The organism is Rhodococcoides corynebacterioides, from assembly GCF_019834675.1.
Classification (GTDB): Bacteria; Actinomycetota; Actinomycetes; order Mycobacteriales; family Mycobacteriaceae; genus Rhodococcoides; species Rhodococcoides corynebacterioides_A.
On the sequence record NZ_JABUBU010000010.1, the window covers coordinates 67,616 to 91,568 of the forward strand.

The window sequence follows — 23,953 nt, forward strand, 5'->3', positions numbered from 1 at the left end:
CCGGAGCAAGTTGCTGGAACCGAAGCAACTTCCCACCTGCGCAGGTTCCCGCCAACCACACCGGTTGCAACCGGTGCAGGTGACCGGAACCTGAGCAGATTCGACGGGACGGGGCGGTCCACGACCACTCGGTCCCCCCACCCGCACGATCCGGTCACGGCCACCGCTCCCGCGCGTCGTTAGGGTCGGCGCATGACTTCAGGTGGGCCTCTGGCCGGGATCAAGGTCGTCGAACTCGCGGGCATCGGTCCGGGACCCCACGCCGCGACGCTGCTCGCCGATCTGGGCGCGGACGTCGTGCGAGTGCAGCGCGCGGGTGCGCTGCCGGGCGAGGGCGCGACCGGCGATCCGTTGATCCGGAACCGCCGCATCGTCGAGGCCAACCTCAAGGATCCCGCCGACCTCGACCGGGTGCAGCGACTGGTGGACCGCGCCGACGTCCTGATCGAAGGGTTCCGCCCGGGCGTGACCGAGCGCATGGGCCTCGGGCCGGAGGACACGACGGGCCGCAACCCGCGCCTGATCTACGGCCGCATGACGGGGTGGGGTCAGGACGGGCCGTGGGCGCAGACGGCCGGCCACGACATCAACTACATCTCCGTGACCGGCGTGCTGCACGCGATCGGGCGGGAAGGCGAGCGCCCGGTGCCGCCGATGAACATGGTCGGCGACTTCGGCGGTGGCTCGATGTTCCTGGTCACGGGCATTCTGGCGGCGCTGGTGGAGCGGGCGTCGTCGGGTCGCGGACAGGTGATCGACGCCGCGATGGTCGACGGCACCGTCGCGCTGTCACACATGATCTGGGGCTGGCGCGGCATCGGGATGTGGTCCGACGAGCGGGGCGCGAACCTCCTCGACACCGGCGCCCCCTTCTACGACACGTACGAGACCGCCGACGGCAAGCACGTCGCGGTGGGGGCGCTCGAGCCGCAGTTCTACGCGGCGCTCCTGCAGGGTCTGGGCCTGGACCCGACCGCGCTGCCGCACCAGCTGGACCGCGCGCGGTGGCCCGAGCTGCGCGCGACCTTCACCGACGTCTTCGCCTCCCGCACCCGCGACGACTGGGCCGCCACCTTCGACGGGACCGACGCGTGCGTGACGCCGGTGCTCACGTTCGGGGAGGCGTCGTCGCATCCGCAGATGGCGGCCCGCGAGAACCTCGTCGACGTCGACGGCATCACCCAGCACGCCCCGGCGCCGCGGTTCTCGCGGACCGTGCCGACGCAGCCGGAGGGCCCGGCCCGCACCGCGGCGGATCCGGACGAGATCTGGACCTGATGGACGCCGCCGCCTGGGACGCGAAGTACGACGGACGGACCCCGTCGCCCGGGTCGCCGCCCGACGACGTCCTGGTCGAGTTCGTCACCTCGCGTCCGCGCGGGCGGGCGTTGGACCTCGCCTGCGGGCACGGCCGCAACGCTCTGTGGTTGGCGATGCGGGGGTGGCAGGTCGACGCGGTCGACTTCAGTGCCGTGGCACTGTCCGGGGCGGCATCGGTGGCCGCGACCGCGACGCGGTCCATTCGGGAACGCATCCGCTGGGTTCAGGCGGACGTCACGACGCTCGTCCCGCCGCGGGAGTACGACCTCGTCCTCGCGTCGTATCTGCACCTGCCGCCGGACTCCCGACGGGCCGTGCTGGGCGCCGCGATCGGGGCGCTGAAACATGAGGGAATCCTCATCGTGGTCGGTCACCACGTCGACAATCCGTCGACGGGCGCACCGGGTCCGACGGACGTCGAAATCCTGTACACACCAGGCGATCTCGTGGTCGACCTGCCGGACGGCGCGACCGTGATTCGGGCGGCCCGCACACCCCGGCGCGTGGGTAACGCGACCGCACTCGACACCGTTCTGGTGGCGTCGGTTACCGACGAGTAATCCCCTGTTGGCAGGGTCTCGCCGTCGGCGTACTATGGCGTCAAGTTACTGGCGAGTAGCAAGCGCCGGGTGCTCACCGAAGGCGGTACCGACGAGGGCGGACCGCACCACCTAGTACGGAGACGCAGTCACATGGGCCACTACAAGAGCAATCTGCGAGACCTCGAGTTCAACCTGTTCGAGCTCTACGCCCTCGACAAGACGCTCGCGTCGGGCGAGTTCGGCGACCTGGACGTCGACACGGTACGGGAGATGCTGGTCGAGGTCCGTCGCCTCGCCGAGGGCCCGCTGGGCGAGTCCTTCGCCGACGCGGACCGCAACCCGCCCACCTTCGACCCGGAGACGCACACCGTCACGCTGCCGGAGTCGTTCAAGAAGTCCTACCGCGCGCTGCAGGAGGCCGGCTGGGACCACCTCGGCCTCGACGAGGAGCTCGGCGGCCTGCCCGCCCCCCGCCAGGTGTTCTGGGCCGTCGCGGAGATGCTGCTCGGCTCCCAGCCCGCCGCGTTCATGTACGCCGCCGGCCCCGGCTTCGCACAGATCCTCTACGACAACGGCAACGAGGAGCAGAAGCGCTGGGCGCAGTTCGCCTCCGAGCGCAACTGGGGCGCCACGATGGTGCTCACCGAGCCCGACGCCGGATCCGACGTGGGTGCCGGCCGCACCAAGGCCATCCAGCAGGAGGACGGCACCTGGCACATCGAGGGTGTGAAGCGCTTCATCACCTCGGCCGACTCGGACGACCTGTTCGAGAACATCTTCCACCTGGTTCTGGCTCGCCCCGAGGGCGGCAAGCCGGGCACCAAGGGCCTGTCGCTGTTCTTCGTCCCGAAGTTCCACTTCGATTCCGAGACCGGCGAACTCGGCGAGCGCAACGGCGTCTTCGTCACCAACGTCGAGCACAAGATGGGCCTGAAGGTCTCCGCCACGTGTGAGCTGACCCTCGGCGGCCACGGCATTCCCGCCAAGGGCTGGCTGGTCGGCGACGTCCACAACGGCATCGCGCAGATGTTCGACGTCATCGAGCACGCGCGAATGATGGTGGGCACCAAGGCCATCTCGACGCTCTCCACCGGTTACCTCACCGCGCTGGACTACGCCAAGCAGCGTGTCCAGGGTGCCGACCTGACGCAGATGACCGACAAGGCCGCGCCGCGCGTCACCATCACGCACCACCCCGACGTCCGTCGTTCGCTGATGACGCAGAAGGCCTACGCCGAGGGTCTGCGTGCGGTGTACCTCTACACCGCCGCGCACCAGGACGAGGCTGCGGCGCAGCACGTTTCGGGCGCGGACAAGGACACCGCGTACCGCGTGAACGATCTGCTGCTGCCGATCGTCAAGGGCGTCGGTTCCGAGGTCGCGTACGAGCAGCTCGCGCAGAGTCTGCAGACGCTCGGCGGGTCCGGTTTCCTGCAGGACTACCCCATCGAACAGTACATCCGCGACGCCAAGATCGACTCGCTCTACGAGGGCACCACGGCCATCCAGGCGCAGGACTTCTTCTTCCGGAAGATCGCCCGTGACCGCGGCGTCGCCCTGGCTCACGTTGCCGGGCAGATCAAGTCGTGGATCGACAGCGAGGCCGGCAACGGTCGCCTCAAGAGCGAGCGCGCCCTGCTGAACACCGCGCTCGAGGACGTCCAGGGCATGGTGGCCACGCTCACCCAGCACCTCATGGGTGCGCAGGAGCAGCCCACCGAGCTGTACAAGGTGGGCCTCGGCTCCGTGCGTCTGCTGCTCAGCGTCGGCGACCTGATGATCGGCTGGCTTCTCCTGCGCCAGTCCGAGATCGCCATCGCCGCGCTCGACAACGGCACCAGCGAGAAGGACAAGCCGTTCTACGAGGGCAAGGTCGCCGTGGCGTCCTTCTTCGCCAAGAACATCCTGCCGCGTCTCACCAGCACCCGTCAGATCCTCAGCGATCTCGACAACGACGTGATGGAGCTCGACGAAGCCGCGTTCTGATTCGTCCGTTCCTCCCACCCCTCGGCCGCACCATTCCTGGAATGGTGCGGCCGAGGCGTTTGCGGGGCCGTCGAGCGGCAATACGTCCGCACCGCCGGGACAGGCCCGGTCGGTGATCGAGGAGGACGACGATGGCAGCAAACACTGGCTCCGTGGGCGCGCGGCCGGGCTACGGGCGCTCACCGGTGCAATGGGGTGCCCTTCTGGTGGGCATCGTGTTCCTGGCGGTCGGAATCCTGGGTTTCGTCCCGGGCATCACGACGAACTACGACTGCCTGAGCTTCGCCGGACATCACTCGAGCGCGATGCTGCTCGGAATCTTCGCGGTGTCGATCCTGCACAACCTGGTGCACCTGCTCTTCGGGGTCGCGGGCATCGCGCTGTCCCGCACCCCGGCGAGCGCGCGGACGTACCTCATCGGCGGCGGGGTGATCTACCTCGTGCTCTTCGTGTACGGACTGCTGATCGACCACGACAGCTCGGCCAACTTCGTGCCCGTCAACAGTGCCGACAACTGGCTGCACCTGGTCCTCGGGGTCGGCATGATCGCGTTGGGGTTCGTCCTGCCTCGCGCCGTCCGGACCGCCACCACCGCGACGCCGCGGCGGTAGGGCGGGCAGCTGCTCGGGTTCCGGTCACCTCCGCGGGGTGCAACCGGTGAGGGTGGCGGGAACCCGAGCAGGAGTGAACTTGCTCCGGTTTCAGCAACCTGCTCCTGCTACAACCGGAGCAAGTTGCTGGAGGCGGAGCAACTTCGAGCCCCACCCGCTCAGCTTCCGGTCACCTCCGCGAATTGCAACCGGTGAGGGTGGCGGGAACCCGAGCAGGAGTGAACTTGCTCCGGTTTCAGCAACCTGCTCCTGCTACAACCGAAGCAAGTTGCTGGAGGCGGAGCAACTTCGAGCCCCCACCTGCTCGGCTTCTGGTCACACGCTCAGGCTGCAACCGGTGAGGGTGCCGGAAACCTGCGCGCTCACCCCGGTGAGGGCGACGACCGGAGGATGCGCTCGGCGTGCCGAATCACCGGCGCGTCGACCATCTTCCCGTCCACGGTGAACACCCCTCGCTCCGAGTCCGCGGCCGCGAGTACCCGCCGCGCCCAGTCGATTCGGGCCGGAGACGGGGTGTAGCACTCTCGAATCACCGTGGCCTGGGTCGGGTGCAGCGCCACCTTGGCGTCGAACCCCACGGCCACGGCGTCGTCGGTCTCCGCACGGAGCCCGTCGAGGTCGGCGATGTCGAGGTAGACCGAGTCCAGTGCCGCCCGCCCGAAGGCCTTCGCCGCGAGCAGCACCGACGACCGCGCGTGCTGCGCCACGTCCCGGTAGTTTCCGTCGGCCCAGCGCGAGGACTCGCCCCCGAGCGCCGCGATCAGATCCTCCGCACCCCACATCACGGCCACGACCCCCTCGGCCGCGGCGACCTCGGCCGCGCGCGCCACACCCAGCGGCGTCTCGATCAGGGCGACCACGTCGCGACCGCCCAGAGCCCGAACGTCCTCGGCCGATTCGCATTTGGGCACCATCACCCGGCGGTACGACGTGCGGTCGAGGGTGGCGAGGTCGGCGGCGAACTCGTCGGTGGTCCGAGCGTTCACCCGCACCACGGTCCGAGCCGGGTCCAGCGGGGTGTCGATCACCGCCGCCCGGGCCGCCTCCTTGTCGGCGGGCGCGACGGCGTCCTCGAGGTCGAGGATCACCACGTCGGCCACGGCTGCCGCCTTGGCGTACCGCTCGGGGCGATCGGCGGGACAGAACATCCAGACGGGGCTCACGGGACCTGCACTCACGCGCTCGGCTCCCGGCGCACCAACGTCCTCCGCGTGGCCGTCGCCACGACGACGCCGTGCTGGTTGCGCCCGGTGTGCTCGAACGTCACGATGCCCTCTCCCGGCCGCGACGACGACTCGCGCTTGGCCGCGATCAGCGTCTCGGCGTACAGGGTGTCGCCGTGGAACAGCGGCTTGGGGAACGCGATGTCGGAGAACCCGAGGTTGGCGACGATGGTGCCCTGCGTCAGCTGCGCCACGGACAGCCCTACCAGCGTGGACAGCGTGAACATCGAATTGACCAGGCGCTCACCGAACGTGGTGTCCGCCGCGTAGGCGGCGTCGAGGTGCAGCGCCTGCGTGTTCATCGTCAGCGTGGTGAACAGAACGTTGTCGGCCTCGGTGATCGTGCGCCCGGGCCGGTGCTCGTAGACGGTGCCGATCTCCATCTCGTCGAACCACAGGCCGCGCTGGACGACCCGGACCGGCTCGCCGGTCACAGCCCCACCTGACGGGCGATGAGCATCAGCTGAACCTCGGTGGTGCCCTCGCCGATCTCGAGGATCTTGCTGTCCCGGTAGTGCCGCGCCACCGCGTACTCGTTCATGAACCCGTAGCCGCCGTGGATCTGGGTGGCGTCGCGGGCGTTGTCCATCGCGGCCTCCGACGCCACCAGCTTGGCGATCGCCGCTTCCTTCTTGAAGGGCTTGCCGGCCAACATGAGTGCGGCGGCGTCGTAGTACGCCGTCCGGGCGGTGTAGGCACGGGCCTCCATGCGGGCGATCTTGAACGCGATGGCCTGGTTGCGTCCGATCGCGGTGCCGAACGCCTCGCGCTCGCGGGCGTACTTGACGCTCTCGTCGACGCAGCCCTGTGCGGCGCCGACCGCCAGTGCGGCGATCGCGATGCGGCCCTCGTCGAGGATGCGCAGGAATCCCGCGTACCCGCGCCCCTCCTCACCGAGCAGGTTCTCGGCGGGCACCCGCACGTCGGTGAAGGTCAGCGGATGGGTGTCGGACGCGTTCCATCCCACCTTGTCGTAGGCCGGTCCGGCCTCGAAACCCGTTGTGGTCGTGGGCACGAGGATCGAGGAGATCTGCGCCTTGCCCGACGCGTCCCGGCCGGTGACCGCCGTGACGGTGACCAACTCGGTGATGTCGGTACCCGAGTTGGTGATGAACTGCTTGGAGCCGTTGATCACCCAGGAGTCGCCGTCCCGCACGGCGGTGGTGCGCGTGCCGCCGGCGTCGCTGCCCGCTCCGGGCTCGGTCAGGCCGAAGGCACCCAGCGCCTGTCCGGACGTCAAGCGCGGCAACCATTCCTGCTTCTGCGCCTCGGTGCCGAACCGGTACACCGGCATCGCCCCCAGGGAGACTCCGGCCTCGAGGGTGATGGCGACGCTCTGGTCCACCTTGCCCAGTTCCTCGAGCGCCAGGCAGAGGGCGAAGTAGTCGCCGCCCATGCCGCCGTACTCCTCGGGGAACGGCAGACCGAACAGGCCCATGTCGGCCATGCCCCGCACGACCTCGTACGGGAACGTGTGGTCCCGATCGTGCTGCGCGGCAACGGGTGCCACGACGGTGCGGGCGAAGTCGCGGACCGTCTTGGCCAGCTGGGTGTACTCGTCGGGCAGGGAGCCAGTGCTGAGGTGGGTCATGCCGCGTTCTCCTTGGCGGTCGAATCAGGGGTGGTATCGGTGCGCAGCTGCGCCAGAACTTGGTCGACGGCGACCTGGTCGCCTCGGGTGACGAACACCCGAGCGACACCGTCGGCGGGAGCCGTGAGTGCGTGTTCCATCTTCATCGCCTCGACGACCACCACCACGTCGCCGGCGCGGACCTCGGCGCCGTCGGCCACCGGGGTGGCGATCACGGTGCCGGGCATGGGGCTTCGGATCTCGTCGGACGTCGCGGCCGCGTCCGCCTCGGCGAGGTCGACCTCCGCGGCGACACGGAGCCGGCGGCCACCGCCCGCACCGGTGACCCACAGGGAGTCCGCGTCGGGGACCACGGTCACGGTCGTCCGGAGACCGTCGAGCACGACGCCGACCCGGTCTCCTGCCACCGACACCGACAGCGATCGCTGCGGTCCGTCGTCGACCGTGACGACGGCGTCGGCCGGGGTCCCGGAGAAGGTCACGACGCGACGCGTGGTGCCGTCGTCGACCACGACGGTGATCGGCGCCCGACGTCCCCCCGCACGCCATCCCGACGGGACGGTCCACGGGTCGACCTCGCTGGTGGGCCACGACGACGCCCACCGGAAGGTCGCCGCGGCGATCAGAGACTCGTCGGCGACGTCGGGGGCAGCGTAGTCGGGGACGACGCGGTCGAGCAGCCCGGTGTCGAGTCGCCCGGCGATCACGTCGTCCGTGCCGAGCAGGTAGGTCAGGAAGTCGACGTTGGTGCCGACACCGAGCACCGCGGTGTCCGCCAGCGCCCGGGTCAGGATCCGCAACGCGTCGGCCCGGTCCCGGCCGCGGGCGATCACCTTCGACAGCATCGGGTCGTAATCACTGCCCACCACGGACCCGACGGACAGCGAGGAGTCCACGCGTACACCGGGTCCGGACGGTTCCACGAGCCCGACGACGGTGCCGCCGGTGGGCAGGAACCCGCGCGCCGGATCCTCGGCGTAGATGCGGGCCTCGACGGCGTGGCCGGTGAGGGTCACGTCGTCCTGCGTGATCGGCAGCGGTTCGCCGGCCGCGACGCGCAGTTGCAGCTCGACCAGGTCGAGCCCCGTGACCTCCTCGGTCACCGGATGTTCCACCTGCAGACGGGTGTTCATCTCCATGAAGAAGAACTCGTCCGGCGCGTCGGCGGAGACGATGAACTCCACGGTGCCGGCGCCGACGTAGTCCACACTGCGGGCCGTCGCGCAGGCCGCCTCGCCGATGCGAGCGCGGGTGGCCTCGTCGAGCAGCGGCGACGGGGCTTCCTCGATCACCTTCTGGTGCCGACGCTGCAGCGAGCATTCCCGCTCGCCCAGATGCACGACGGAGCCGTGCGCGTCGGCCATCACCTGGACCTCGATGTGCCGCGGGGACAACACGAATCGCTCGAGGAACAGCGTGTCGTCTCCGAACGACGACGCCGCCTCGCGCCGCGCCCGCTCGAGCGCCGGCCGCAGCGCCTCCGCCGACTCGACGACGTGCATGCCCTTGCCGCCGCCGCCGGCCGACGGCTTGATCAGGACGGGGAAGCCGATCTCCGGTGCGGCGGCGACCAGCTCGTCGTCGGTCAGCCCCGGCTCGGCGATGCCGGGCACGACCGGGACGTCGAACGCGGACACGGCCTTCTTGGCGGTGATCTTGTCGCCCATCGTGCGGATCGCCCCGGCGGGCGGGCCGACGAACGCGATGCCTGCGCGATCGCACGCCGCCGCGAACTCGGCGTTCTCGGAGAGGAATCCGTAGCCGGGGTGGATCGCGTCGGCACCGCTGCGGCGCGCGGCGTCGATCACCGCGTCGATGTTCAGATAGCTCTCCCGCGCAGCGGCCGGGCCGAGGCGCACCGCGGTGTCGGCGACGCGCACGTGCAGGGCGTCGCGGTCGGCGTCGCTGTGCACCGCGACGGATCGAATGCCCAACCGTCGCAACGTCCGACACACGCGGACGGCGATCTCGCCGCGGTTGGCGACGAGCACGGTGGTGATGTCGGGGGTCATAGCTGCCGTCACATCCTGAAGACGCCGTAGGACACGGGCGGCAAGGGCGCGCCCGCGCAGACCGAGAGTGCCAGCGCCAGTGTGGTTCTGGTGTCGGCCGGGTCGATGATGCCGTCGTCCCACAACCGCGCGGTCGAATGGTAGGGGTTGCCCTGCTCCTCGTACTGCGCGCGGATGGGGGCCTTGAACCGCTCCTGGTCCTCCTCGGTCCACGGCTCACCCGATGCGGAGTGCTGATCGCTGCGCACGGTGGCGAGCACCGACGCCGCCTGCTCGCCGCCCATGACGGAGATCCGCGCGTTCGGCCACATCCACAGGAAGCGAGGCGAATACGCGCGCCCGCACATCGAGTAGTTGCCCGCGCCGTAGGAGCCGCCGATGACCACGGTCAGCTTCGGCACCCGAGCGCACGCGACGGCGGTGACCATCTTGGCGCCGTGCTTGGCGATGCCGCCGGCCTCGTACTCCCGGCCGACCATGAAGCCGGTGATGTTCTGCAGGAACAGCAACGGGATGCTGCGCTTGTCGCACAGCTCGATGAAATGTGCTCCCTTGACGGCGGATTCGCCGAACAACACACCGTTGTTGGCGACGATGCCGACGGGGTGCCCCGCGATGTGCGCGAAGCCCGTCACCAGCGTCGTGCCGTACTCGGCCTTGAACTCCGCGAACTCGCCGGCGTCGACCAGCCGGGTGATGACCTCGTGCACGTCGTACGGTGTGCGCGGATCGGTCGGGACGACGTCGTACAGCTCGGTCTGGTCGGCCGCCGGGCGTGGCTCGACGGTCTCCCACGGCGTATCGGACTTCGGCCCCAGCGTGGCGACGATCGCGCGGACGCGGCGCAGCGCATCGCGGTCGTCGGCCGCGAGGTGATCGGCCACGCCGGAGACCTTGGCGTGCACGTCGCCGCCGCCGAGTTCCTCCGCGGTGACGACCTCGCCGGTCGCGGCCTTCACCAGCGGCGGGCCGCCGAGGAAGATCGTGCCCTGGTTCCGCACGATCACGGCCTCGTCGCTCATCGCGGGGACGTAGGCGCCGCCGGCGGTGCAGGAGCCCATCACGGCCGCGATCTGCGCGATGCCCTGCGCACTCATGGTCGCCTGGTTGTAGAAGATGCGGCCGAAGTGCTCGCGGTCGGGGAACACGTCGTCCTGCATGGGCAGGAACGCGCCGCCGGAGTCGACCAGGTAGACGCAGGGCAGCCGGTTCTGCAGCGCGATCTCCTGCGCACGCAGGTGCTTCTTGACGGTCATCGGGTAGTAGGTGCCGCCCTTGACCGTGGCGTCGTTGGCCACCACCATCACCTCGCGGCCGGCCACCCGCCCGATCCCGGCGACGACGCCGGCGCCGGGGCACGCGTCGTCGTACATCCCGTTCGCGGCCAGCGGGGCAACCTCGAGGAACGGGCTGCCGTCGTCGATCAGCGTGTCGACGCGGTCACGCGGGAGCAACTTGCCGCGGTCGACGTGTCGCGCGCGGGCCTTCTCGCTGCCGCCGCGCGCCGCATTCTCCGTCGCTGCCCGCAGGTCGTCGACCAGCGCCAGGTGCGCATCGCGGTACGCGCCCGTCCTCACCGTCATGTGCCACCGTCTCTCGGTTAATCGCCCTTAACCAAGACGGTAAACGATGATTAACCGAAAGTCCACGAGCCCGGGCTCACTCGACGAGGCGGCGGAACCGACTTCCCTGGAACACGATGGGGGCTACGCCGCTGTGCACGTCCAGACCATGGATCCGCAGAAGCACGATCGCGTGGTCACCGGCCGGAATCTGCTGCTCGACGGTGGTGTCCAGCCACGCCGACGCCCCCTCGACGAACACCGCGCCGTCGTCGCTGGTCGACGTGGTCAGGCCGGCGAAACGATCGCCGGTCTTGGCCGCGAGGGTCCGCACGGCGACGTCGTGCGCCTCGCCGAGCACGCTGATGCCGAGGTGCGACGCCGCCGCGAGGCGCGGCCACGTGCCGGAGGTGTTCTGGATGCAGAAGGCCACCAGGGGCGGGTCGATCGACACCGAGACGAAACTGCTCGCCGCCAACCCCACGCGCTCGCCGTCGATCTGCGCCGCGATCGCGACGACCCCGCTGGGAAACGTGCCGTACGCCCGGCGCAACGTGTCCTGGTCGAGGTCGGTGGTGGAGGCGAGGCTCATGAACTCCACGGTAGGTCCGCGCTCATCCCGCCGCCACCACCCACGGGGGTGGACCGTGCAAGGTCACAGGCAGGGGGTTCGGATCACCGTGAGCGGGACTCGCGCTACTCGCACCTCACGATGGGCACGGGGTCGTACTTCACGGTGCGGGTGGTGCGGGAGAGTTCGGCCCCGGTGGCGGCATCGGTGACGACGCGGGTGTCGCTCGTGGTGAAGCCCGGCGCGCCGCTCGACGCGATGCACTGCGGGCCGCGCGGCAGTCGGATCGTGTCCGGCGACGTCGGTGCGGACCGGGACCCGGTGATCGACTCGACGTCGACGGTCTTGGTGCCCCAGATCCGAACGGTGACCGACGACGAATCGGCGAACGATTCGATCACCGCGCCGGTCTCGAAGGGGTTCCGGAACTTCAGGTCGATCGCGCCCTCGAACACCGTCGCCTCCCGCGCCTCGGGGTAGCGGGAGATGTAGTAGCTGTGCTCGGTGTGCTCGACGTCTTCCATCCCGGCGAAGTAGGAGGCGTTGTAGAGCGTGGTGGCGAACTGGCTGATCCCGCCGCCCACGGCGCGGTCCGGCCGACCGTTGTCGATGATGCCGGACTCCACGAAGCCCTGCGCCGTCCCGCGCGGGCCGGTGTAGCCGTTGAGCGAGAACGTCTCGCCGGGGGCCACGACGGCACCGTTCACGATGTCCGCGGTCAGCCCGATGTTCACGCCGGACGCGTACTCGAACCCGCCGGTGGTGTACTCGGCCACCACTTCCCGGATGCCGAGTCCGTTCGCCCGCTCGGTGGTCACCGCGGGCGCCTGCGGTCCGTACTGCGCGTCGACGGACCGCGCGGGCCCGTCGGCGGCCAGCAGGTCGGGGAGGTTCTCGAGCGTCTGCGGCCATTGCACGGCCACGCCCTCCTGCGACGGCACGACGACGGGCCGTCCCGACGAGAAGTCGAAGCGCGCGTTCACCGGGCGCGTCTCCGTGTCGGCCAGTCCGGGCGCGAGGATGCGGATCGCGGCGTCGGTGTCGTAGGCCGGGTCCAGCCCGCCGTCACCGTTCGGCTCGAACCGCAGGACCTCGCCGACTCGCTCGGGCGGGAGCGCGGCGGTGGCGTTCTCTCGGCCCGTCACGAGGACCGGGGCGGACACGGCGGGCGCGGCCACCTCGTCCACGGCCTCGCGGACGGCGTCCTCGGAGACGGTCACCGCCTGCTCGTCGTAGGGCAGGTCGACGGTCTCCCCCGTCGCCCAGTCACGTTGCAGGGTCGAGGCGGCGGCGTCGACGTCCAACGTCCGGCCCGTCACCGGCGGCACCGGCACCGGCACCGGCGTGGCCGCGTCGAACACCACGTCGCCCTCCACGGGCGCCCGGTCCACGACGGGACGGAGGTTCTCGACGGCGGCGGTCAGGGCGGCGTCGTCGACCGAGGAGACGACGCCGATCTCGCGCGAGCCGAAGAACGACGTCACCCGCGTGATCGGGGACAACGGCTGGTCACCCGCGCGGTCCAGGGTGCCGACCCAGTCGATCCCGAGGCCGGCGGCGGCCGGGACGATCTCGGCGGTGGCGTCGTCGGCACGCACGGTGACCGGCTGGTCGGCGCGGGTACCGAGGCGGTCACGCAGCAGGGCTTCCGCGTCCTGTGGGCTCCGGCCACCGACGTCGACCCCGGCGACGGTGACGCCGCGGGGGATGTCGCCGCTGGAGGTGAACCAGTCGACCGCGTAGAGCGCGACGCCCACGGCGACGACGGCGCCGGCGACCACGGCCACGGGCTTCCACGTCGACGACGTGCGCGAGTGTTGCTGATACACGGCCCGAGCCTACCGAGAAGGCCCCGCAGCGCTGCCGGGTCGGGGGTCGGGCAGCACTGCGGAGCCACCCCCTCTATCGGGGCGGGCGGGGAAGCGTTACAGCGGCCGCTCGTCAGGACGCCCAGTCGACCTCGTCGGCCAGGGCGAGCAGCCGCCGTCGTCGGGTGTCGTTCGACTCTCCCACCCACGCGACCCGTCCCAGGACGTACGCCCGGAAGTCGGGGACACCGTCGTGGTTCTGCGCCGCGGCACCGGTCCGACGGCAGTTGTGGAGCAGGGCGCGCAGCGCGTCGTACTCCTCCCGCGGCACCTGCGGGGACACGTTGACCACGAGGCCGGTCATCGATTGGCGCCGGTGGGAGCGTCGTACCCGCGTCTTCGCCGCGTTCGGGGTGAACCCCTCCTGCCGCAGGATGCGGTCGACGGAGCCGATCACGGTCCGAACGTCGGTCGACGACGGGCCGGAGAGGGCCAGATCGTCGGCGTACCGGGTGTAGGCCAGGCCCCGAGCGCGGGCAAGTCCGGCGAGGCGGCGGTCGACGCCGCGTGCCACGAGGTTGGCCAGCGCCGGCGACGTCGGGGCGCCCTGCGGGAGGTGTCGCCCGCGCAGGTCGGCCGCCTCCCGCCACGGCAGCGGCCGGGCCTCGTCCACGGGCAGGGACGTCGTGCAGATGCCGGCGAGGACCGCGGCGACTGCATCGGGGTAACCGCAGGCGGCGAAGACTCCGCGGATGCGCGCGAACGTGATGGTCGGGAAGAAGTTCCGCACGTCCATCCGGATGACGACGTCCTGCTGCCGATGCGGGTCGGCGAACGTGTGGACGCCGCGGCCTCGCCGGAATCCGTGGGCGGCGTCGTGCGGCTCGATGCGGTCGACGATGCGACGGAGGACGCGGCGCTGCATCTCGCGCAGCCGCGGCTTCGGGATCTCGAGGAGGCGGTGCGCGCCGGCGCTCTTGGGGATCGTCACCGCGCGGTAGTGCCGGAGCGGAGTCGGTGCGCGACGCAACCGGCCCTGCAGATCGGCGAACCAGTCCAGCTCGTCCAAGGTCACGTCCAGGGAGGCGGCGAGTTCGGCCGCCGTCGCGTACCGCGGCACGTCGAACCGCCACGGCCGCACCACCACCGGAGCCCGCGGGATCGAGATGCGCGGCGGCGGACCGGGATACCCCGCCTCGAGCAGGACGCGGACCGCGATGTCCACGGTGTAGGGCGCACCGGTGATCGCGTCCATCAGCCGACCGCGCAGGGTGTCGACGTCGAGGAACCGGCCGAACGGCACCAGCATCTCGTCGAGCGAGGCGCGGGTCCATGCGGTGTCGACCAGCAGCGGCGCGATCACCGGAACGTGGTGGCGGGCCCAGTGCGGGTTCTCCGGCGGCGGAGTCACGGTCGCGAGCGGCAGCGGGACCGGGGCGACCATGCTCTCCCGTCGGCGGCGCAGCGCAGCACGCGGAGCGTGCATTCCTGCGTCGGACGCAGTGATCGGCTGTGTTCTCGTACCCGAGGGTTGCCCCCGAGACGGGTGACCGGCCGAGTACTCCGGTCGACCCCACTCTCGCCCCGGCACCGCTGCACGCGGCCCATGGTGCCACAGCGGCCGCATGTCCGGGCAGCACGAAGGGACCCGGCCACCCCTCGTTGCCGGGTCCCTTCGTGTGCGCGAGAACCGGTCAGGCGGCCTCGACGATGGCGGTGATCCCCTGACCGCCGGCAGCGCAGATGGAGATCAGGCCGCGGCCGGACCCCTTCTGCGACAACATCTTCGCGAGCGTAGCCACCACGCGGCCACCGGTCGCGGCGAACGGGTGACCCGCCGCGAGGGAGGAGCCGTGCACATTGAGCTTGCTCCGGTCGATCGAGCCGAGGGCGCCGTCGAGGCCCAGGCGCTCCTTGCAGTACTCGTCGCTCTCGAAGGCCTGCAGCGTGGCCAGCACCACGGAGGCGAAGGCCTCGTGGATCTCGTAGTAGTCGAAGTCCTGCAGCGTGAGGCCGTTGCGCTCGAGCAGACGCGGGATGGCGTAGGTGGGGGCCATGAGCAGGCCGTCCTTGTACGAGCCGTTGCCGTGGACGTAGTCGACGGCGGCGAACTCGGAGTCCACCAGATGGGCCAGCACGGGGAGGTTGTGCTGCTCGGCCCACTCGTCGCTCGACAACAGGACGGCCGACGCGCCGTCGGTGAGCGGCGTGGAGTTGCCGGCGGTCATGGTGGCGTCGCCCAGCGAGGTCCCGAAGACCGGCTTGAGCTTGGCCAGCTTCTCCGCCGACGAGTCCGGGCGCAGGTTGTCGTCACGCGTCAGCCCGAGGTAGGGGGTGATCAGGTCGTCGAAGAACCCGGAATCGTAGGCCGCGGCCATGTTGCGGTGGCTCGCGGCGGCGAGGGCGTCCTGGTCCTCGCGGCGAATGCCGAACTCCTTGGCGGTCTCCGCGGCGTGCTCGCCCATGGACTTGCCGGTGCGGGGCTCGCCGTTGCGCGGGATCTCGATGCCCAGCATGGACGGGCGCACGTTCGCGAGCAGCTTCAGGCGATCGGTGGTGCTCTTGGCGCGGTTGAGCGAGAGCAGGAACTCGCGCAGCTCGTTGTTGACGCCGATGGGGGCGTCGGAGGTGGTGTCCACGCCGCTGCCGATGCCGGACTCGATGCGGCCGGCCGCGATGGCGTCGCCGACCGCGATCACGGTCTGCATGCTGGTGCCGCAGGCCTGCTGCAGGTCGAACGCGGGGGTGTACGGGCTGAGCGCGCTGCCGAGCACCACCTCGCGGGTGAGGTTGAAGTCGCGCGGGTGCTTGAGCACGGCACCGCCGCCGACCAGGCCCAGCCGCTCGCCCTGGAGGTTGAACCGACTCACCAGACCGTCGACGGCGGCGGTCAGCATGTCCTGGTTGGACGCGTTCGCGTACGCCTTGTTGGAGCGGGCGAACGGAATTCTGTTGCCACCGAGGATCGCGACGGGGCGCTTCTCTGTACTGGTCACTGCTTCGTTCTCCCTGTGCGCGGAGGGTACGGCCTTGTGGCCGCATCGTCGTGGACTCTATTCTTACTCACCGGTAAGTTACTTGTCGATACCACCCGACAAGTCGCGAAACACGACATTCCCCGAGACACGAAGGTGAGACATGGCAGCCACCAAGGGAGCCCCCGACCTCTACTCGCAGTTCCTGTCCTCGGCGCCCGGCGCGTTCCTCGCCAAGCAGGCCGGACTGCCGCAGCCGGAGACGCTGCGCCGCTACCGGCCGGGTGAGCCGCCGCTCGCCGGACCGATCCTGATCGGCGGCAGCGGCCGCCTCGCGGAGCCCCTGCGCGTCCTGCTGTCCGACTACCCCGTCGCCAGCGCGCACGACGACAAGCTGGGCGCCCTGGTCTTCGACGCCACCGGCATCGCGTCGATCGAGGAGCTCGAGCAGCTGTTCCAGTTCTTCTCCCCGAACATCAAGCGTCTCGGACCGTCGGGCCGCGTCGTGGTGCTCGGCACCACCCCGGAGGAGACCTCCTCGGTCGACGAGCACATCGCCCAGCGTGCGCTCGAGGGCTTCACCCGCAGCGTCGGCAAGGAGCTGCGCCGCGGCGGCACCTCGCAGCTGGTCTACGTCTCCTCCGACGCCGCACCGGACCTGTCGGGTGTCGAGTCCACCCTGCGCTTCCTGCTCTCGGCCAAGTCCGCCTTCGTGTCCGGTCAGGTCATCGCCGTCGGCAAGGACTCGTCCACCGCTCCCGCGTCGTGGGACAAGCCCCTCGAGGGCAAGGTGGCCCTGGTGACCGGCGCCGCGCGCGGCATCGGCGCCACCATCGCCGAGGTCCTCTCGCGCGACGGCGCCCACGTCATCTGCGCCGACATCCCGGCCGCCGGTGAGGCACTGTCGGAGACGGCCAACAAGGTGGGCGGAACCTCGCTCGCCCTCGACGTCACCTCGCCCGACGCCGCCGACGTCCTGGCCAAGCACGTGAAGGAGCGTCACGGCGGCCTCGACATCGTGGTGCACAACGCCGGCATCACGCGCGACAAGCTGCTCGCCAACATGGACGACGCTCGCTGGAACTCGGTCATCGGTGTCAACCTCGCTGCGCCGCACCGCATCACGTCGTCGCTGGTGAAGTCCGGCACGCTGAACGAGGGCGGCCGCGTGATCGACGTGTCCTCCATCGCCGGCATCGCGGGCAACCGCGGCCAGACCAACTACGGCGCGTCGAAGGCCGGCGTCATCGGCATGGTCCACGCCGAGGCTCCCGAGCTGGCGAAGAAGAACATCACCATCAACGCCGTGGCACCCGGCTTCATCGAGACCGCGATGACCGCCGCCATCCCGTTCGCGACGCGCGAGGCGGGACGACGGATGAGCTCGCTGCTGCAGGGCGGCCAGACCGTCGACGTGGCCGAGACCATCGCCTACTTCGCGAGCCCCGCCTCCAACGCCGTGACCGGCCAGATCGTGCGCGTGTGCGGTCAGTCCCTGATCGGAGCCTGACGTGGGTGACGTGATCACGCTCGATGCGCCCCCGCGCATCCGGGACGTCTACGCGCGCGCCGCGCTCGACTCGGTGCCGATCATCGGCGGCGGCAAGCGGACCCGGTCCGTGCCGAGCACGACGCTGAAACTGGCCGGGGTGCAGGTGGATCCGGACAATCTGGCGGCGTACTGCCGGGTGACCGGGCTGCGCCTGACCGACGCGCTCCCCGTCACCTACCCGTTCACGCTGGTGTTCCCGACGGTCATGTCGCTCATGGTGTCGAAGGACTTCCCCTTCGCCGCCATGGGCTCGGTGCACGCGGAGAACGTGATCGAGAGCCTGCGTCCGGTGTCGGTGCTCGAGCCGCTCGACCTCACGGTGCACGCGGAGAATCTGCGCGAGCACCGCAAGGGTCTGCTGATCGACCTGGTCAGCGAGGTGGCCGTCGGCCGCGAGACGGTGTGGCGGCAGACCTCGACGTTCCTGTCGCTGCAGAAGACCTCGCTGTCGGGCGGGCCGCGGGAAGCGCCGCCGGCCGACGAGGTTCCGCCGCCGCCGCTCACCACGCTGCGTCCGGACCAGAAGGTGATCTCGAAGTACGCCGCGGTGTCGGGTGACCGCAATCCGATCCACGTCTCGTCGTTGGGCGCCAAGGCCTTCGGGTTCCCGCGCACCATCGCCCACGGGATGTGGAGTGCCGCGGCCGTGCTGGGGGCGGTCGACGGCCGCATCGCGGACCGGACGACGTACTCCGTGAAGTTCGGCAAGCCGATCGTGCTGCCGGCGAAGGTCAACGTCTACGCGGACCAGGCGGGTGACCGTGGCCGGTGGGACCTGGCCCTGAAGCACCCGAAGAAGGGCTACCCGTTCCTGACGGGCACCCTGCGCTGACGGGCACCCTGCCCTGATCACCGGGTAGGGATTCAGCCCACCGAACGACTGGTGAGGGCGGACACGACGACCGTAGCGTCGGCCTCGTGTCCGCCCTCACTGCGTCCGTGCCGGCGTCGCCCGCGCCCGCCCTCACTGCGTCCGCGCCGCCCGTCGTCCATCCCGCCGGCCTGTGCGAGAGCGACACCGTCGGTGCGCGCACCCGCGTGTGGGCCTTCGCTCACGTGCTGCCGGGTGCCGTCGTGGGCGCCGACTGCAACATCTGCGACCATGCCTACGTCGAGGGCGGCGCCGTGCTCGGCGACCGGGTGACGGTCAAGAACCGCGTCCTGATCTTCGACGGCGTCACGGTCGAAGACGATGTGTTCCTCGGCCCCGCCGTGGTGTTCACCAACGACGTCCACCCGCGGGCGCACGTGAAGAAGGGCCCCGACGCCCTGTCGCGCACGGTCGTCGAGCGCGGCGCCACGCTGGGCGCCGGGGTGGTGGTGGTCTGCGGGACGCGCATCGGACACGACGCGTTCGTCGGCGCCGGCGCCGTCGTGACGGGCGACGTCGCCCCGCACGCCGTGGTGGTCGGGAACCCCGGCCGCCGCATCGGCTGGGCATGCCGGTGCGGGCGTCGTCTCCCCGGTTCCGGGGTGTGCGACTGCGGACGGCGATGGCGCCTCTCGGACGAGGGCCCGGTGCCCGCGACCCCCCGCACGTCCGGTCCGGCGGCACCGGCCGTTTCTTCCGCGGGTTCGGCGTGAGCCCGGGGTTCGCGTCCGCCGACCACGCCGACGTGACGGCGGTCGTGGTGACCTACCAGTCCGGCGCCGGTGTCGGCGATCTACTGGAGAGCCTGCATCGCGAAAGCCGTTTCGTCGCACTGCACGTGGTCGTGGTCGACAACGATTCGACGGACGACACCGCCGCCGTGGTCGCGACGTTCCCCGGCGTGGAGTTCGTCCCGGCCGGAGGCAACACCGGGTACGCCGCGGCGGTCAACCTCGGAACGGCGCGCGCGGGAGCATCCCCGGCCGTCCTGGTCCTCAACCCCGACGCCGTCGTCGCCCCCGGGTGCGTCGGCGCACTGCTCGCCGCGCTGCGTGAGCCCGGCGTGGTCGCCGTGGTGCCGTCGCTGACCGACGCGACCGGCGCGGTGTCCCACTCCCTGCGCCGCGAACCACGCCTCGTGGCCACCGCGGTGGATGCCGCGGTGGGGCACTACCTCCCGCACCGACCGCGATGGTCCAGCGAGACGGTCCGAGACCCGCTGGCGTACAGCATCTCCCACGACATCGAGTGGGCCACGGGCGCGGCGGTCATGATCGACGCCGGCGTCGCCCGCGCGGCCGGGCCTTGGGACGAGAACTTCTTCCTCTACTCCGAGGAGACCGACTACTTCCGGCGCCTGCGCCGACTCGGCCGCATCCGCTTCGTCCCCGAGGCCGTGGTGACCCACCTCGGCGCCGGCTCCGGGACGTCGCAGCCTCTGCAGGATCTGTTGACGGTGAACAAGATCCGCTACGCCGAGAAGCACCACGGACGTCTGTGGGCGACGGTGTTCCGGGGACTGATCGTCACGGCGGAACTGGCCCGGTCCTCCGCACCGCACCACCGCGCCACGCTGCGGGTGGTGCTCGATCGGTCCCGGTGGCGTGGACTGCCGCGCGCCCGGCGCCGACCACCGACCGCCGACGCCGGCTCCGGCACCGTGGTGATTCCGGCCCACGACGAGGCCGCGGTACTGGCCGCGACGCTGGCCCCGCTGTCCCGGCTCGCCCGCACCGGCACGGTCGAGGTGATCGTGGCGTGCAACGGATGCACCGACGGCACAGCCGATCTGGCCCGATCCGTACCCGGCATCACGGTGCTCGAGACGGATGCCGCGTCGAAGACGGACGCGATGAACGCCGCCGACGCGACCGCGATGTTCTGGCCGCGGCTCTACCTCGACGCCGACATCGTCGTCACCCCGCGGGCGGTGCTCGACGTCCTGGCGGCCGTCCGTGGCGGCGTGCTCGCCGCCCGGCCGCCCTTCGTCTACGACACCCGCCACGCGTCGTTGCCGGTACGCCGGTTCTACGCCGCCCGCTCCCGCGTCCCCGAGTTCTCCCGACATCTCTGGGGCGCCGGGTGTTACGCGCTCGGCGAGACCGGACACCGGCGGCTCGGGCGGTTCCCCGACGTGGTGGCGGACGACGTCGTGGTCGACGGCCTGTTCACCGCGGGGGAGAAGACGGTGGTGGACACCGACCCCGTGGTCGTGGCCGTCCCGCGGACCGTCCGCGCCCTCGTCGCGGTGCTCTCGCGCAGCCTGCGGGGCAATGCGGCGGTGCCGCGCACCACCGATGCCCGATCCTCGCTGTCCACCCTCGCCCGCAGTGTTCGCGGACCGGTGAGCGCCCTCGACGCGGCCGTGTACGTCGCGATCGCGACGGCGGGTCGGGTGGCGGCTCGGCGCGACCGCGGGTGGGTGCGGGACGAGACCAGCCGGGGCTGACTCCCGGCCCGCCCGCCCTGCGCGCCGGACCCCCGGCGACGACAGCTAGTGCCCCGGCTCCGACACACACTCACGTGCCGACGTGCGGTAGACGTGCAGGCCGCCGGGGACGTCGTCCTCGAGCTCGCCGTCGGGCCCCGCGACGACCGTGCGGGATTCGCCGACGACCTCGATCGGCGACCGGGGAGCACACGCGAGTTCCAGGGAGACTCGGCCCCCGTCGCGCGGGGTCGCCGCGAGAACGTAGAGGTCACCGCCCGAGTACCGGGCCGTCACGTCGACGGAGGACGCGACGACGAGACCGTCGGCGACCGGGGCCGCGAGGACGGGAGCGAGGTCGCGCAGCCTGCCGGCCGTGGTCGCGACGGCCTCGAGCATGGCGGGGTCGCAGTCGAGGAGGACGTGCTGGGACCGACAGTCACCGCCGAAGCTGTGATTGAAGAACACCACCCCCCGCGCACCGTGCACGATGCTGCTCCACACCGCGTCCTGCATGTCCCGCGGCGTGATCGAGCTCGGAGAATTCTCGAACGGACGGCCGACCTCGACGAAAGCCCAGACCGGCTTGCTGCCCGGCGGGTCGACGAGACCGCGCACCCGGTCCACCGTCGCGCCGTAGTTCTCCGCGCGACGACACGAGGCCTCGGGCACCGCGGTCCCGCCCGCCAGGAGAACACCGCCCTCCGTCGCGCCGCAGATGTTCGGGTCCGTGAACCAGTACGCATCGGCGGAGACGACGTCCTGATAGTCGTTGACGAATCGGCGCGACTGCTCGTCCGTGCCCCAGAAGAGCACGCTCTTGCCGAAATTGCCGTAGGTCAGGGCGTTCTCGTCCGCGGTGGACGCCAGGGTGTCCAGAACGGTGTACCCGCATTTGGCCGTCACCGGTTCGCACACGTCCCCGTCCCCGGGGAACCGCCCGGTCCAGGCCGCCTCGCCCGGCCCGGCCCACATGTCGACCTCGTCCGCGGTGAACCGGCCGTTGGTGCCGTCTCCCCAGGACGAGAGCACCGTCATCCCGGCGTCGGCGACCAGAGTCGGATCGGAGTCCGGCGTCGGTTCCACGTAGGTGGTGATCCCGGATGCTCGATAGATCGGCCACCGCGTGTCGTCGACCACGGAGCTCGCCCAGAGACCGACGGGGAAGAAGTCGGCGCCGGCCGGAAGCGACGGGGAGAATCGGCCGTAGAAGTCGGCTCCGCCGTCGACCTCGCGCAGAGTGACGGAGTCGGGCAACGCGGCGGAGCGTGGGTGCTCCGGTTCGGCGCAGGACGTGACGACGAGCGTGACGACGGCGGCCACGACGACGGCCTGTCGCGTGCGGTGCACCATGTACCACCTCCGTGTCGAGACTACGAGCCGGCGGCGCCGAAGACGAACGGGCAGAGCGAAGTTCATCCGACCGAATGGTCGTTCTCGACCGTCGGCGTCGGTAGCGTCGGTGCATCGGCGCACCCCGGTGCGATACGCCGAATCCACCCCTCCCCGAGAAGCCGAGGTCGCTCATGCTGCTGACGCGGCCGTGCGGGACGACGTCCGACTTCGGGACGACAACCGGTTCCGTACCCGTGTTGCTGCGTCTGACCGTCCTGACCGCTCTCGTGCTCCCCGCGAACATGGTCCTGGAGCCGCTCGGGGCGAGCGGCTACGTGGCCATGATCGTCGCGTTGGTGCTGTTCGGGGTCTGGGCCGCGTCCGCACTGTGGAACGGCCACGACGCGATCGGCTGCCGTCATCCCGCTCGTATCGGCCTGACCCTGTTCTGGCTGACCACGATCCTGTCCTACCTCCGGATGACCGGGGCCGACACCACGGCGAGAGCGTCGGCCGACCGATGGTTGCTCGGCCTGCTGGCCGTCACGGCCATCGTCTGCGTGACCGCCGAGACCGTCACGAGCACCGATCGCGCGCTCGTCCTGGTGCGCACCGTGATCGTGGGTGCCACCGTGACGTCGGCTGTCGCACTGTGGCAGTTCGTCTTTCGGGTCGACCCGCTGGACGTGGTCCGGTCGGTGATGGTCGGCATGGTCGACAACGGCGGCCAGACGACCTTCCAGCAACGGGGCACCCTGACGCGGGTCGCCGGGAACACCTTTACGCCGATCGAACTCGGTGTCGTCACGTCGATGGTGCTGCCCCTGGCCGTGTGGCGTGCGCTCGTCGACCGGTCCGCCGGACGCGTCGCGCGGTGGCTCCCGTGCGTGCTCGTCACCGTGGCGTGCGTGCTGACGGTCTCGAGGTCGGCCGTACTCGGTCTCGTGGTCGCCACCGCGATCACCGTCCCGTTCCTGCCCCGCCACGCCCGTCGCTGGGCCGCGATCGTGGTGCCGACGTGCGTGGTCGGAGTCTTCGTCGCGGTGCCCGGCCTGATCGCGACGCTGGCGTCGAGCATCGGTGCCGATCCCTCCACCGACCCCTCTCTGGCGACGAGGGTCAACAACTACCCCCGGGTGCAGGCGATGATCGCCGACAGTCCCTGGTTCGGCATCGGGCCGGCGACGTATCTGCCCGACAACGCCCTCGATCTCCTCGACAACCAGTACTTGCACAGCGCGGTGGAAACCGGGGTGCCCGGAGCCCTCGCCCTGGTCGCCGTCCTGGTGCTGCCGATCGTGGCCGCCGGGACGGTCGCCTGCTGGGCACGCGATCCGGAGCTGCGGCTCCTGGCTGCCGCGGTCGCCGCGGGGTGCGCAGTCGCCGCCGTGTCCTCCGCCGTGTTCGATTCCCTGTCGTTCCCGGTGTTCCGCATCGTGTGGCCGGTCCTGGTGGGGTTGTCCGGATCCGTCTGGCTCATCGCGCGACGCACCGCACCGACTCGATGCGGACCCCCCGACCGTGGGCCTGTGCGCCCAGCTCACACCACCCCGACGGAGGAATGAC

Annotated in this window: 19 protein-coding genes; 9 read left to right on the forward strand and 10 right to left on the reverse strand. The window is 70.7% G+C overall.

Translation table 11 applies throughout. From position 1 onward, the window contains the following. The first annotated feature begins 192 nt into the window (after positions 1 to 192). The 4 genes from HQ603_RS12100 to HQ603_RS12115 all read left to right on the forward strand — a co-directional run bounded on the left by HQ603_RS12100 (position 193) and on the right by HQ603_RS12115 (position 4,459). Positions 193 to 1,278 (forward strand): CaiB/BaiF CoA transferase family protein, encoded by a 1,086-nt coding sequence (locus tag HQ603_RS12100; protein WP_222684779.1) that lies wholly within the window; start codon positions 193 to 195, stop codon positions 1,276 to 1,278. Then, entirely contained in the window at positions 1,278 to 1,880 is a 603-nt protein-coding gene (locus HQ603_RS12105; RefSeq protein ID WP_222684780.1) for a class I SAM-dependent methyltransferase, read from the forward strand. Before HQ603_RS12100 ends, HQ603_RS12105 begins: the two co-directional genes overlap by 1 nt. A gap of 132 nt (positions 1,881 to 2,012) precedes the next feature. Next, entirely contained in the window at positions 2,013 to 3,848 is a 1,836-nt protein-coding gene (locus HQ603_RS12110) for an acyl-CoA dehydrogenase (RefSeq protein ID WP_222684781.1), read from the forward strand. Between the two features lie 131 nt (positions 3,849 to 3,979). Further along, the gene (locus HQ603_RS12115; protein WP_222684782.1) at positions 3,980 to 4,459 is read left to right on the forward strand and encodes a DUF4383 domain-containing protein; all 480 of its coding nucleotides are present in this window, start codon (positions 3,980 to 3,982) and stop codon (positions 4,457 to 4,459) included. A 362-nt stretch (positions 4,460 to 4,821) separates the two neighbouring features. Here the strand turns inward: HQ603_RS12115 and HQ603_RS12120 are convergent, their stop codons facing one another. The 9 genes from HQ603_RS12120 to HQ603_RS12160 form a co-directional block, all read right to left on the reverse strand. Beyond that, a complete protein-coding gene (locus tag HQ603_RS12120) occupies positions 4,822 to 5,607 on the reverse strand; it encodes an HpcH/HpaI aldolase/citrate lyase family protein (RefSeq protein WP_222684820.1) in 786 nt (261 codons plus the stop codon). A gap of 26 nt (positions 5,608 to 5,633) precedes the next feature. Then, complete coding sequence (locus HQ603_RS12125) at positions 5,634 to 6,065, reverse strand: MaoC family dehydratase (protein ID WP_222684821.1); 432 nt, start codon at positions 6,063 to 6,065, stop codon at positions 5,634 to 5,636. A 47-nt stretch (positions 6,066 to 6,112) separates the two neighbouring features. Beyond that, a complete protein-coding gene (locus tag HQ603_RS12130; protein WP_222684783.1) occupies positions 6,113 to 7,273 on the reverse strand; it encodes an acyl-CoA dehydrogenase family protein in 1,161 nt (386 codons plus the stop codon). Further along, positions 7,270 to 9,285, reverse strand: coding sequence for an acetyl-CoA carboxylase biotin carboxylase subunit (locus tag HQ603_RS12135; protein ID WP_222684784.1), 2,016 nt, complete (start codon positions 9,283 to 9,285; stop codon positions 7,270 to 7,272). Before HQ603_RS12135 ends, HQ603_RS12130 begins: the two co-directional genes overlap by 4 nt. An 8-nt stretch (positions 9,286 to 9,293) precedes the next feature. Next, the gene (locus HQ603_RS12140; RefSeq protein WP_222684785.1) at positions 9,294 to 10,868 is read right to left on the reverse strand and encodes a carboxyl transferase domain-containing protein; all 1,575 of its coding nucleotides are present in this window, start codon (positions 10,866 to 10,868) and stop codon (positions 9,294 to 9,296) included. Positions 10,869 to 10,944: 76 nt separating this feature from the next. Further along, positions 10,945 to 11,439 (reverse strand): flavin reductase family protein, encoded by a 495-nt coding sequence (locus tag HQ603_RS12145; protein ID WP_222684786.1) that lies wholly within the window; start codon positions 11,437 to 11,439, stop codon positions 10,945 to 10,947. Positions 11,440 to 11,543: 104 nt separating this feature from the next. Further along, positions 11,544 to 13,247 (reverse strand): VanW family protein, encoded by a 1,704-nt coding sequence (locus HQ603_RS12150; protein ID WP_222684787.1) that lies wholly within the window; start codon positions 13,245 to 13,247, stop codon positions 11,544 to 11,546. A gap of 112 nt (positions 13,248 to 13,359) precedes the next feature. Continuing rightward, positions 13,360 to 14,712, reverse strand: coding sequence for a reverse transcriptase family protein (locus tag HQ603_RS12155; RefSeq protein WP_261773754.1), 1,353 nt, complete (start codon positions 14,710 to 14,712; stop codon positions 13,360 to 13,362). 208 nt (positions 14,713 to 14,920) lie between these two features. After that, complete coding sequence (locus HQ603_RS12160; RefSeq protein WP_222684788.1) at positions 14,921 to 16,222, reverse strand: acetyl-CoA C-acetyltransferase; 1,302 nt, start codon at positions 16,220 to 16,222, stop codon at positions 14,921 to 14,923. Positions 16,223 to 16,364: 142 nt separating this feature from the next. On the opposite strand from HQ603_RS12160, the gene HQ603_RS12165 reads away from it, so the two are divergent. From HQ603_RS12165 to HQ603_RS12180, 4 genes are all read left to right on the forward strand, one after another. Further along, positions 16,365 to 17,711, forward strand: a complete 1,347-nt coding sequence (locus HQ603_RS12165) for a 3-oxoacyl-ACP reductase (RefSeq protein ID WP_222684789.1) — start codon at positions 16,365 to 16,367, stop codon at positions 17,709 to 17,711. 1 nt (position 17,712) lies between these two features. Further along, the gene (locus tag HQ603_RS12170) at positions 17,713 to 18,585 is read left to right on the forward strand and encodes a MaoC/PaaZ C-terminal domain-containing protein (protein ID WP_222684790.1); all 873 of its coding nucleotides are present in this window, start codon (positions 17,713 to 17,715) and stop codon (positions 18,583 to 18,585) included. An 86-nt stretch (positions 18,586 to 18,671) separates the two neighbouring features. Next, positions 18,672 to 19,337 carry an acyltransferase gene (locus tag HQ603_RS12175; protein WP_308126494.1) on the forward strand — a complete coding sequence of 222 codons (666 nt, stop codon included), beginning with the start codon at positions 18,672 to 18,674 and terminating at the stop codon, positions 19,335 to 19,337. Continuing rightward, positions 19,334 to 21,073, forward strand: a complete 1,740-nt coding sequence (locus HQ603_RS12180; protein ID WP_222684791.1) for a glycosyltransferase family 2 protein — start codon at positions 19,334 to 19,336, stop codon at positions 21,071 to 21,073. The genes HQ603_RS12175 and HQ603_RS12180 overlap by 4 nt, the downstream gene beginning before the upstream one ends. Before the next feature lie 45 nt (positions 21,074 to 21,118). Here the strand turns inward: HQ603_RS12180 and HQ603_RS12185 are convergent, their stop codons facing one another. Continuing rightward, positions 21,119 to 22,405: a hypothetical protein gene (locus HQ603_RS12185; RefSeq protein WP_222684792.1), complete on the reverse strand. Its 1,287-nt coding sequence runs from the start codon at positions 22,403 to 22,405 to the stop codon at positions 21,119 to 21,121. Between the two features lie 236 nt (positions 22,406 to 22,641). On the opposite strand from HQ603_RS12185, the gene HQ603_RS12190 reads away from it, so the two are divergent. Next, entirely contained in the window at positions 22,642 to 23,952 is a 1,311-nt protein-coding gene (locus HQ603_RS12190; protein ID WP_222684793.1) for an O-antigen ligase family protein, read from the forward strand. The last annotated feature ends 1 nt before the right edge of the window (position 23,953 follow it).

Excerpts from the sequence above, each read along its gene's own strand:
- HQ603_RS12100 (WP_222684779.1), top strand. The coding sequence starts at position 193 with ATGACTTCAGGTGGGCCTCTGGCCGGGATCAAGGTCGTCGAACTCGCG.
- HQ603_RS12105 (WP_222684780.1), top strand. The coding sequence starts at position 1,278 with ATGGACGCCGCCGCCTGGGACGCGAAGTACGACGGACGGACCCCGTCG.
- HQ603_RS12110 (WP_222684781.1), top strand. The coding sequence starts at position 2,013 with ATGGGCCACTACAAGAGCAATCTGCGAGACCTCGAGTTCAACCTGTTC.
- HQ603_RS12115 (WP_222684782.1), top strand. The coding sequence starts at position 3,980 with ATGGCAGCAAACACTGGCTCCGTGGGCGCGCGGCCGGGCTACGGGCGC.
- HQ603_RS12120 (WP_222684820.1), bottom strand. The coding sequence starts at position 5,607 with ATGTTCTGTCCCGCCGATCGCCCCGAGCGGTACGCCAAGGCGGCAGCC.
- HQ603_RS12125 (WP_222684821.1), bottom strand. The coding sequence starts at position 6,065 with ATGGAGATCGGCACCGTCTACGAGCACCGGCCCGGGCGCACGATCACC.
- HQ603_RS12130 (WP_222684783.1), bottom strand. The coding sequence starts at position 7,273 with ATGACCCACCTCAGCACTGGCTCCCTGCCCGACGAGTACACCCAGCTG.
- HQ603_RS12135 (WP_222684784.1), bottom strand. The coding sequence starts at position 9,285 with ATGACCCCCGACATCACCACCGTGCTCGTCGCCAACCGCGGCGAGATC.
- HQ603_RS12140 (WP_222684785.1), bottom strand. The coding sequence starts at position 10,868 with ATGACGGTGAGGACGGGCGCGTACCGCGATGCGCACCTGGCGCTGGTC.
- HQ603_RS12145 (WP_222684786.1), bottom strand. The coding sequence starts at position 11,439 with ATGAGCCTCGCCTCCACCACCGACCTCGACCAGGACACGTTGCGCCGG.
- HQ603_RS12155 (WP_261773754.1), bottom strand. The coding sequence starts at position 14,712 with ATGCACGCTCCGCGTGCTGCGCTGCGCCGCCGACGGGAGAGCATGGTC.
- HQ603_RS12165 (WP_222684789.1), top strand. The coding sequence starts at position 16,365 with ATGGCAGCCACCAAGGGAGCCCCCGACCTCTACTCGCAGTTCCTGTCC.
- HQ603_RS12185 (WP_222684792.1), bottom strand. The coding sequence starts at position 22,405 with ATGGTGCACCGCACGCGACAGGCCGTCGTCGTGGCCGCCGTCGTCACG.